The sequence below is a fragment of the Streptomyces colwelliae genome (assembly GCF_048158785.1).
Classification (GTDB): Bacteria; Actinomycetota; Actinomycetes; order Streptomycetales; family Streptomycetaceae; genus Streptomyces.
On sequence record NZ_JBLTJC010000453.1, the window covers coordinates 1 to 7552 of the forward strand.

Annotated in this window: 8 protein-coding genes; 5 read left to right on the top strand and 3 right to left on the bottom strand. The window is 68.4% G+C overall.

What is annotated here, in order from left to right; all coding sequences use genetic code 11:
• The 3 genes from ACNFOC_RS47385 to purM all read left to right on the top strand — a co-directional run.
• Positions 1–517 (top strand): META domain-containing protein (locus tag ACNFOC_RS47385; protein ID WP_416965198.1); only part of this gene is annotated, 517 nt, incomplete at its 5' end.
• 61 nt (positions 518–578) lie between these two features.
• Positions 579–2105 carry an amidophosphoribosyltransferase gene (gene purF / locus ACNFOC_RS47390; protein ID WP_416965199.1) on the top strand — a complete coding sequence of 509 codons (1527 nt, stop codon included), beginning with the start codon at positions 579–581 and terminating at the stop codon, positions 2103–2105.
• A 35-nt stretch (positions 2106–2140) separates the two neighbouring features.
• Positions 2141–3220: a phosphoribosylformylglycinamidine cyclo-ligase gene (purM, locus tag ACNFOC_RS47395; RefSeq protein WP_416965200.1), complete on the top strand. Its 1080-nt coding sequence runs from the start codon at positions 2141–2143 to the stop codon at positions 3218–3220.
• Positions 3221–3377: 157 nt separating this feature from the next.
• Here the strand turns inward: purM and ACNFOC_RS47400 are convergent, their stop codons facing one another.
• Both ACNFOC_RS47400 and ACNFOC_RS47405 read right to left on the bottom strand, forming a co-directional pair.
• Positions 3378–3635, bottom strand: coding sequence for a DUF3073 domain-containing protein (locus ACNFOC_RS47400; RefSeq protein WP_401950226.1), 258 nt, complete (start codon positions 3633–3635; stop codon positions 3378–3380).
• A 303-nt stretch (positions 3636–3938) separates the two neighbouring features.
• Positions 3939–5033 (bottom strand): Leu/Phe/Val dehydrogenase, encoded by a 1095-nt coding sequence (locus ACNFOC_RS47405; protein WP_416965201.1) that lies wholly within the window; start codon positions 5031–5033, stop codon positions 3939–3941.
• Positions 5034–5255: 222 nt separating this feature from the next.
• On the opposite strand from ACNFOC_RS47405, the gene ACNFOC_RS47410 reads away from it, so the two are divergent.
• Together ACNFOC_RS47410 and bldC are read left to right on the top strand one after the other, a co-directional pair.
• The gene (locus tag ACNFOC_RS47410) at positions 5256–6101 is read left to right on the top strand and encodes a DUF8083 family protein (RefSeq protein WP_416965202.1); all 846 of its coding nucleotides are present in this window, start codon (positions 5256–5258) and stop codon (positions 6099–6101) included.
• Positions 6102–6632: 531 nt separating this feature from the next.
• Positions 6633–6839, top strand: coding sequence for a developmental transcriptional regulator BldC (gene bldC / locus ACNFOC_RS47415; protein WP_003949541.1), 207 nt, complete (start codon positions 6633–6635; stop codon positions 6837–6839).
• 413 nt (positions 6840–7252) lie between these two features.
• Here bldC and ACNFOC_RS47420 read toward each other — a convergent pair whose 3' ends face one another.
• Positions 7253–7429 carry a DUF6274 family protein gene (locus ACNFOC_RS47420; RefSeq protein WP_416965203.1) on the bottom strand — a complete coding sequence of 59 codons (177 nt, stop codon included), beginning with the start codon at positions 7427–7429 and terminating at the stop codon, positions 7253–7255.
• Positions 7430–7552: the final 123 nt, after the last annotated feature.

Below are 7552 nucleotides of genomic sequence, written 5' to 3' on the forward strand. Positions count from 1 at the left end.
TCCGGGGACGGCGCACGCACCGACACCACGGCGGCGTCCGGCCACCCCCATGGACAAACAGCGATTCACCCTCGCCGTCCTCACCATCGTCCCGCTCGTCGTGGCGTGCGGCAGCGAGAAGACGAACAGCGGCAGCGGATCCGTCGACGTACAGCGGCCCGTCACCGGCGTCGACTGGCGGGTGCAGAGCATCACCACGGACGGCTCGGCACGGCAGGTGCACGGCACCCCGCGGCTCACCTTCGACGCCGCGAGCGCCAAAAACACCAAGGTCGGCGGCAAGGTCGGCGGCCACCTCGGCTGCAACGCCGTCAACGCGACGGCCACCGTACGCGCCGGACACATCACGCTGGGCCGCCCGTCCACCACCCGAATGATGTGCGACGCCTCACTCATGGGCACCGAACGCGCGCTGCTCGGCCTCTTCGGCGGCCAGGTCGGCTACCGAGTGGATCACGACACCCTCACGCTGACCAGCGGAAACGGCACGATCGTGCGCGCCGTCGCCGCCAAGTGATCCACTACCGACGAGTAACCCGAATTCGGACCAGTGGTCGATCTCGCCTACACTCGGTGCCGTGCCACGTGGTGACGGTCGACTCAGTCATGATCTGCTCCCCGGCGAGAAAGGACCCCAGGACGCTTGCGGCGTCTTCGGAGTCTGGGCTCCCGGTGAAGAGGTCGCCAAGCTCACTTACTTCGGGCTCTACGCCCTCCAGCATCGGGGTCAGGAATCCGCGGGAATCGCGGTCAGTAACGGCTCCCAGATCCTCGTCTTCAAGGACATGGGCCTCGTGTCCCAGGTCTTCGACGAGACCTCCCTCAGTTCGCTCCAGGGTCATATCGCGGTCGGTCACGCCCGCTACTCGACCACCGGCGCCTCCACCTGGGAGAACGCCCAGCCGACGTTCCGCGCCACCGCGCACGGATCCATCGCGCTCGGCCACAACGGCAACCTGGTCAACACCGCGCAGCTCGCGGAGATGGTCGCCGACCTCCCCAAGCAGGAAGGCCGTACGCCCCGCGTAGCGGCCACCAACGACACCGACCTCCTGACCGCGCTCCTCGCGGCCCAGGCCGACCCCGACGGCAAGCCGCTGACCATCGAAGAGGCCGCCCACGCGGTCCTTCCGCAGGTCAAGGGCGCCTTCTCGCTCGTCTTCATGGACGAGCACACCCTCTACGCCGCCCGCGACCCGCAGGGCGTCCGCCCGCTGGTCCTCGGCCGGCTGGAGCGCGGCTGGGTCGTCGCCTCCGAGTCCGCCGCCCTCGACATCTGCGGCGCCGCGTACGTCCGCGAGATCGAGCCGGGCGAGTTCGTCGCCATCGACGAGAACGGCCTGCGCACCTCCCGATTCGCGGAAGCGAAGCCCAAGGGCTGCGTCTTCGAGTACGTCTATCTCGCCCGCCCCGACACCGACATCGCCGGGCGGAACGTCTACCTCTCCCGTGTCGAGATGGGCCGCAAGCTCGCCGAGGAAGCCCCGGTCGAGGCCGATCTGGTCATAGCGACTCCGGAGTCCGGCACCCCGGCCGCCATCGGCTACGCGGAGGCCTCGGGCATCCCGTTCGGTGCGGGTCTGGTGAAGAACGCCTACGTCGGCCGTACGTTCATCCAGCCTTCGCAGACCATCCGGCAGCTCGGTATCCGCCTGAAGCTGAATCCGCTGAAGGAAGTCATCAAGGGCAAGCGCCTGGTCGTCGTCGACGACTCGATCGTGCGCGGCAACACCCAGCGCGCCCTGGTGCGCATGCTCCGCGAGGCCGGCGCCGCCGAGGTCCACATCCGGATCTCCTCGCCGCCCGTGAAGTGGCCCTGCTTCTTCGGCATCGACTTCCCCACCCGCGCCGAACTCATCGCCAACGGCATGACCATCGATGACATCGGCACCTCACTCGGCGCCGACTCGCTGGCGTACATCTCCATCGACGGCATGATCGACGCGACCACCATCGACAAGCCGAACCTGTGCCGTGCCTGCTTCGACGGCGAGTACCCGATGGAGCTCCCGGACCCCGAACTGCTCGGCAAGCAGCTCTTGGAGACCGAGCTGGCGGCCGGTCCTGCCGCCACGGCCGCGGCCGACGCGATCCGTCGCCCGTAGAAGCCCCGTATCACCAACCCGAAAGATCCCAGGCAATGTCTGAGACCCCCGCTTCCGGTGCATCCGGTGCTTCCTACGCCGCCGCCGGCGTCGACATCGACGCGGGCGACCGCGCCGTAGAACTCATGAAGGAGTGGGTGAAGAAGACCCAGCGCCCCGAGGTCCTCGGCGGCCTCGGCGGCTTCGCCGGGCTCTTCGACGCCTCCGCCCTCAAGCGGTTCGAGCGCCCCCTGCTCGCCTCCGCCACGGACGGCGTCGGCACGAAGGTCGACATCGCCCGCCAGCTGGGCGTCTACGACACGATCGGCCACGACCTGGTCGCCATGGTCATGGACGACATCGTGGTGTGCGGCGCCGAGCCGCTCTTCATGACCGACTACATCTGCGTCGGCAAGGTGCACCCCGAGCGTGTCGCGGCCATCGTGAAGGGCATCGCCGAGGGCTGTGTGCTGGCCGGCTGCGCCCTGGTCGGCGGCGAGACCGCCGAACACCCCGGTCTGCTGGGCCCGGACGACTTCGACGTCGCCGGCGCCGGTACGGGCGTCGTGGAGGCCGACCGGCTGCTCGGCCCGGATCGCATCCGCACGGGTGACGCGGTCATCGCGATGGCGTCCTCCGGACTTCACTCGAACGGGTACTCGCTCGTCCGGCATGTGCTCCTGAACCAGGCCGGTCTCGACCTGGAGGCACGCGTCGAGGAGCTCGGCCGCACGCTCGGCGAGGAACTCCTCGTGCCCACCAAGATCTACTCGCTGGACTGCCTGGCGCTGACCCGTACGACCGACGTGCACGCCTTCTCGCACGTCACCGGCGGCGGACTCGCCGCGAACCTCGCCCGGGTGATCCCGGACGGCCTGCACGCGATCGTGGACCGCTCCACCTGGACCCCGGCGCCGATCTTCGACCTCGTCGGCAGGACGGGCCAGGTCGAACGCCTGGAGCTGGAGAAGACCCTGAACATGGGCGTCGGCATGATCGCGATCGTCCCCGAGGAATCGGCGGACGTGGCCCTGGAGACCCTGGCCGACCGCGGGGTCGAGGCGTGGGTCGCGGGCGAGATCACGGAGCGCGGAGATTACGCGACGGGTGCGGAGATGGTCGGCGACTACGCATAAATCGGGCCCGAGTCAGCCCTCCGGCGTTTGAGGAGCGAGGTCCGGGGCGGAGCCCCGTGACGGCAGCACAAAACCCGGTCCGGTGCTTGATGCCCCGGACCGGGCGAGGTGCAGTCAGCTGACGGGAAGATCTAACCGGTGAGCGCGCTGCAAGCGATTACGCACCGCGACGTTGAGACTGGGGACCGGACTCGTCGTCCTCGTCCTCGTCATCGTCGTTATAGAGATCCGCGTACTGAGCGTACGGGTCGTCTTCTTCCTCGTCGTCGTCCTCGAACGGCTCGCCATTCGGCGGCTGGTTCGAAGTCGAAGCGCCCAGCTCATTGGCCAGACGCGAGAGGTCAGTCCCGCCGCTGCTGTACTTCAGCTGGCGGGCGACCTTCGTCTGCTTGGCCTTTGCCCGGCCGCGCCCCATGGCTCGACCCCCTCGGATACGGGGCTCGGTGGCCCCAGAGTCTTGACACGCGTTCATGATCTGGAACGGACTCTCCGTGGAGAGACCGGTCCGTAGGGCTTCCACGGTACCTGAGCCCGCGCCCATACGGTACGTCGCCCGCAGCACGTGCCGGGCTCCAGGACCCGCGAGGTGCCCTGTACTCGCTGGTCAACCGCGATTTTAACCACTTCTTGGCAGGCGACCCGCCGACGAACGTGAGAGTTCTCTCTAAGTCGTCGCCGACGGGTACCGAAGACGCCTGCCGAGCGGCTTACCGGAACCTCAGCGTCCGCGTGTGCCGACCGCCTCGTGCATCCGCTGCTCGGCGATCCGGTCGGCCGCGGCGGCCGGCGGAATACCGTCTTCCTTCGCACGTGCGAATATTGCCAGCGTGGTGTCGAAGATCTTCGCGGCCTTCGCCTTGCACCGCTCGAAGTCGAACCCGTGCAGCTCGTCGGCGACCTGGATCACCCCGCCGGCGTTCACCACGTAGTCCGGCGCGTAGAGGATCCCGCGGTCGGCGAGGTCCTTCTCGACGCCCGGGTGCTCCAGCTGGTTGTTGGCCGCGCCGCACACAACCTTGGCGGTCAGCAACGGCACGGTCCGGTCGTTCAGGGCGCCGCCGAGCGCGCAGGGGGCGTAGACGTCGAGCCCCTCGACCCGGATCAGCGCCTCCGTGTCCGCGACGGCCGTCACGCCCGTCGGGTGCTTGTCGAGGATCCGTCGTACGGACTCCTCGCGCACGTCCGTGATCACGACCTCGGCGCCCTCGTCCCGCAGGTGCTCCACCAGGTGGTGCCCGACCTTCCCGACGCCCGCGATGCCGACCCTGCGGCCGTTCAGCGACGGGTCGCCCCACAGGTGCCGGGCGCTGGCCCGCATGCCCTGGAAGACACCGAAGGCGGTCAGGACGGAGGAGTCGCCCGCGCCGCCGTTCTCGGGGGAACGCCCGGTCGTCCAGCGGCACTCGCGCGCCACGACGTCCATGTCGGCGACATACGTACCGACATCGCACGCGGTCACGTACCGCCCGCCGAGCGAGGCCACGAACCGGCCGTAGGCGAGCAGCAGTTCCTCGGTCTTGTCGCGCTCCGGGTCACCGATGATCACGGCCTTGCCGCCACCGTGGTCCAGACCGGCCATGGCGTTCTTGTACGACATCCCGCGGGCGAGGTTGAGCGCGTCTGCGACGGCGTCGGCCTCGCTCGCGTACGGGTAGAAGCGCGTGCCGCCCAGAGCGGGGCCCAGCGCGGTGTTGTGGATGGCGATGACGGCCTTGAGGCCGCTGGCCCGGTCCTGGCAGAGCACGACTTGCTCATGACCGCCCTGGTCCGAGTGGAACAGGGTGTGCAGGACGCCGTTGTCTACGTCGGTCACGGTGGTGACTCCTGGGTGAGTGGCGGCGGTTGGAGACAGGCTCCCGTAGGGGTGGCGGGTGCCGTGGCATGAGCGTAGAGCCTGGGTAGGGCCGCCATCCGTGCAGTGTTCAGGATCACCTACCGAAGGGGGGTGTCCGTGCGACGATTTGCATAGTTTTCCCGCGCGTTCGTGAGCGGGTTCCGAAGGTTTTCCCGACAGCCGGTGGGGGAGGGAGCAGGCGTGCCCAAGAAGGTGTCCTCGGTGACCGTCCCGTACGCGACGTATCTGCGGGTCTATGAGCCGCTGGCCGCCTTCCCCGAGCCCGAGCGCGGCCACTGGGCGCGCTACGCCCGTCGCCCCGACCGCCCGTCGTACCAGGACGAACTGCGCCGGGCGCTGGCCGACCTGCTGCCCACCCCGCCGGTCCCGGTGCCGGTGCACGAGAGCGCGGACGCCTTCGTGGTGGAGGTCGACGGCGTGGTCTGCGTCTGCCCCTGGCGCACCCGGCTGCGCGGCTGGCAGGCCCTGGGGGACCTCGCGGAGGAGCTTCCGCCGCCGGTCCTGGACGCCGTACTCCCGCCGCTCGTACGGCATCAGGCCACCCAGGACTACGAGCGCTGGCTGGCCCGGAACCCGGACGCCCGGCCGTGGATCCGCACGGCGACCTGGCAGGTGCCGCTGAACTGGTTCGTGCTCGTCGGCGACGAGGAGCGGCGCTACGACAAGGCCTCCGGGGACGATCCGCCGATGCTGCGCTACCGGACGCCCATGGTGCAGGCGCGGCGGCGCACGGCGCGGGCGCTGCGGACGCTGAAGGACGCGATGGACGACGGGCCGCTGATCGACGGTCTGGTGGACGTGGGGCGCTGGCTGGAGGAGTTCCATCCGCGGTCGCTGGTGGAGTTGGACTACGGCGGGCTCGTGCACGTCCTGCCGGCCGGCGAGCTGGAGGACGACCACTCGGCGGCGGACGTGGCCGCCGGCATCGAGGCGCTGCGGACCGGGGACGGGGCGGCGGCGGGCGAGGCGTACGGGCGGCTCGTGGAGCGCTGGCGGTCGGTCAGGGACCGGCGCTCGGCGAACTGACGTGAAGATCGACGGGGCCGGCGCTTTCGAACGCGGCTGACATCTTCGAACAGATGCGCATAGGATTCTTACGGTTCGTCAACACGGGACGTAGGTCCCGATACGGACGATTGATGTCAAGCGTGACGGACCGCACGTACAGATCCCTTGCGCCGCTTGCCCCTCCTCGTGCCAAAATAGGACAAGGAGTCCGGGGAGGACTCCATCCGTCATGCTTTGGGCGGAACCTCGGTATTGCGCGCTTTGGGGGGTCTGGATGACTCCTGATCGCCCCTGTGACTGATCGTCACAGTGGTGTGACTGTCCGCTATGGCATGGTCCATCGGCTTCCGTCGCTGATGGACACCTGGGAGGGCAATTCCATCGGTTTGGCCTACGCGGTTGGACAGATGGTGTAGTTGTAGTGCCGAGGACAAGCCGTTCGTCCTATAACCGACTCGACCCGCACACGCCATTTCGGGCAACGCGGGTCAAGGTGCAGAATTTAGAGGAAAGAACCGAGAAGGTTCGGTTCTCCCGAGGAGGCCGCTCATGACCGCTCGCACCCCTGATGCCGAGCCGCTGCTGACCCCGGCTGAGGTCGCCACGATGTTCCGTGTGGACCCCAAGACGGTCACGCGGTGGGCGAAGGCCGGCAAGCTCACTTCGATTCGCACGCTCGGCGGACACCGCCGTTACCGCGAGGCGGAGGTCCGTGCACTGCTCGCGGGCATTCCGCAGCAGCGCAGCGAAGCCTGACCAACTGAATAAGGGCGAATCGGCAGGTCCCCCAACCTGTCACGGCGCCCGACAATACAGCTCCAAGCGACGCGGGTTCTGCCCCAACAGGGCCCACGCCCAACGCTTTTGAAGCAACTTGAACAGGGTGCGTCGTAGATCGCGCTGGACTCCGCCGGGTCCAGCGCGATCTTTTTTGTGCCTGGTCGGGGGTCCGTGTGCGGTCTACAGGCCCTGGGCGCCGGGTCCTGTGAGGGACCTTGTCGGAGTCTGGGGAGGGGTGTCGGATCTCCTGTGGACCATCCCTCGTAGGGGTGCAATTGCACATATTAAATTGACCAGTTGTAGGTGAGGTGTAAGTTCCGACGTTTCAAAAACTTATGCGGTGACACCCGTCACATGCCAGATGGCTTGTTGCCTCTGACCTATCTGCGCTAAGAGGTTCCGCTCTCCGGGACGTCCTGCGGTTCCCGCGCCGGAGGGGCGTCCATGGCCAGCCGCAGCAGGCGGTGGCAGATCGAGCAGTGCCGGGTCACATGGCGGTAGGAGCTGGCGGCCGACAGATGCGCACGGAGCAGGGCCCGCGTCTCGTGCCTGACCGAAGCCGCCATGTGCCACCTCCGTGGCCCCGCGTGGAACGGGGCCTGGTTTCTGGGTACCTGGCGGATGCGGGGGCGTCAAGGGTGCGTGGGGCTCCGCCGGGTACGGGGGCTCACGGGTGCCGTCCCTGGGGG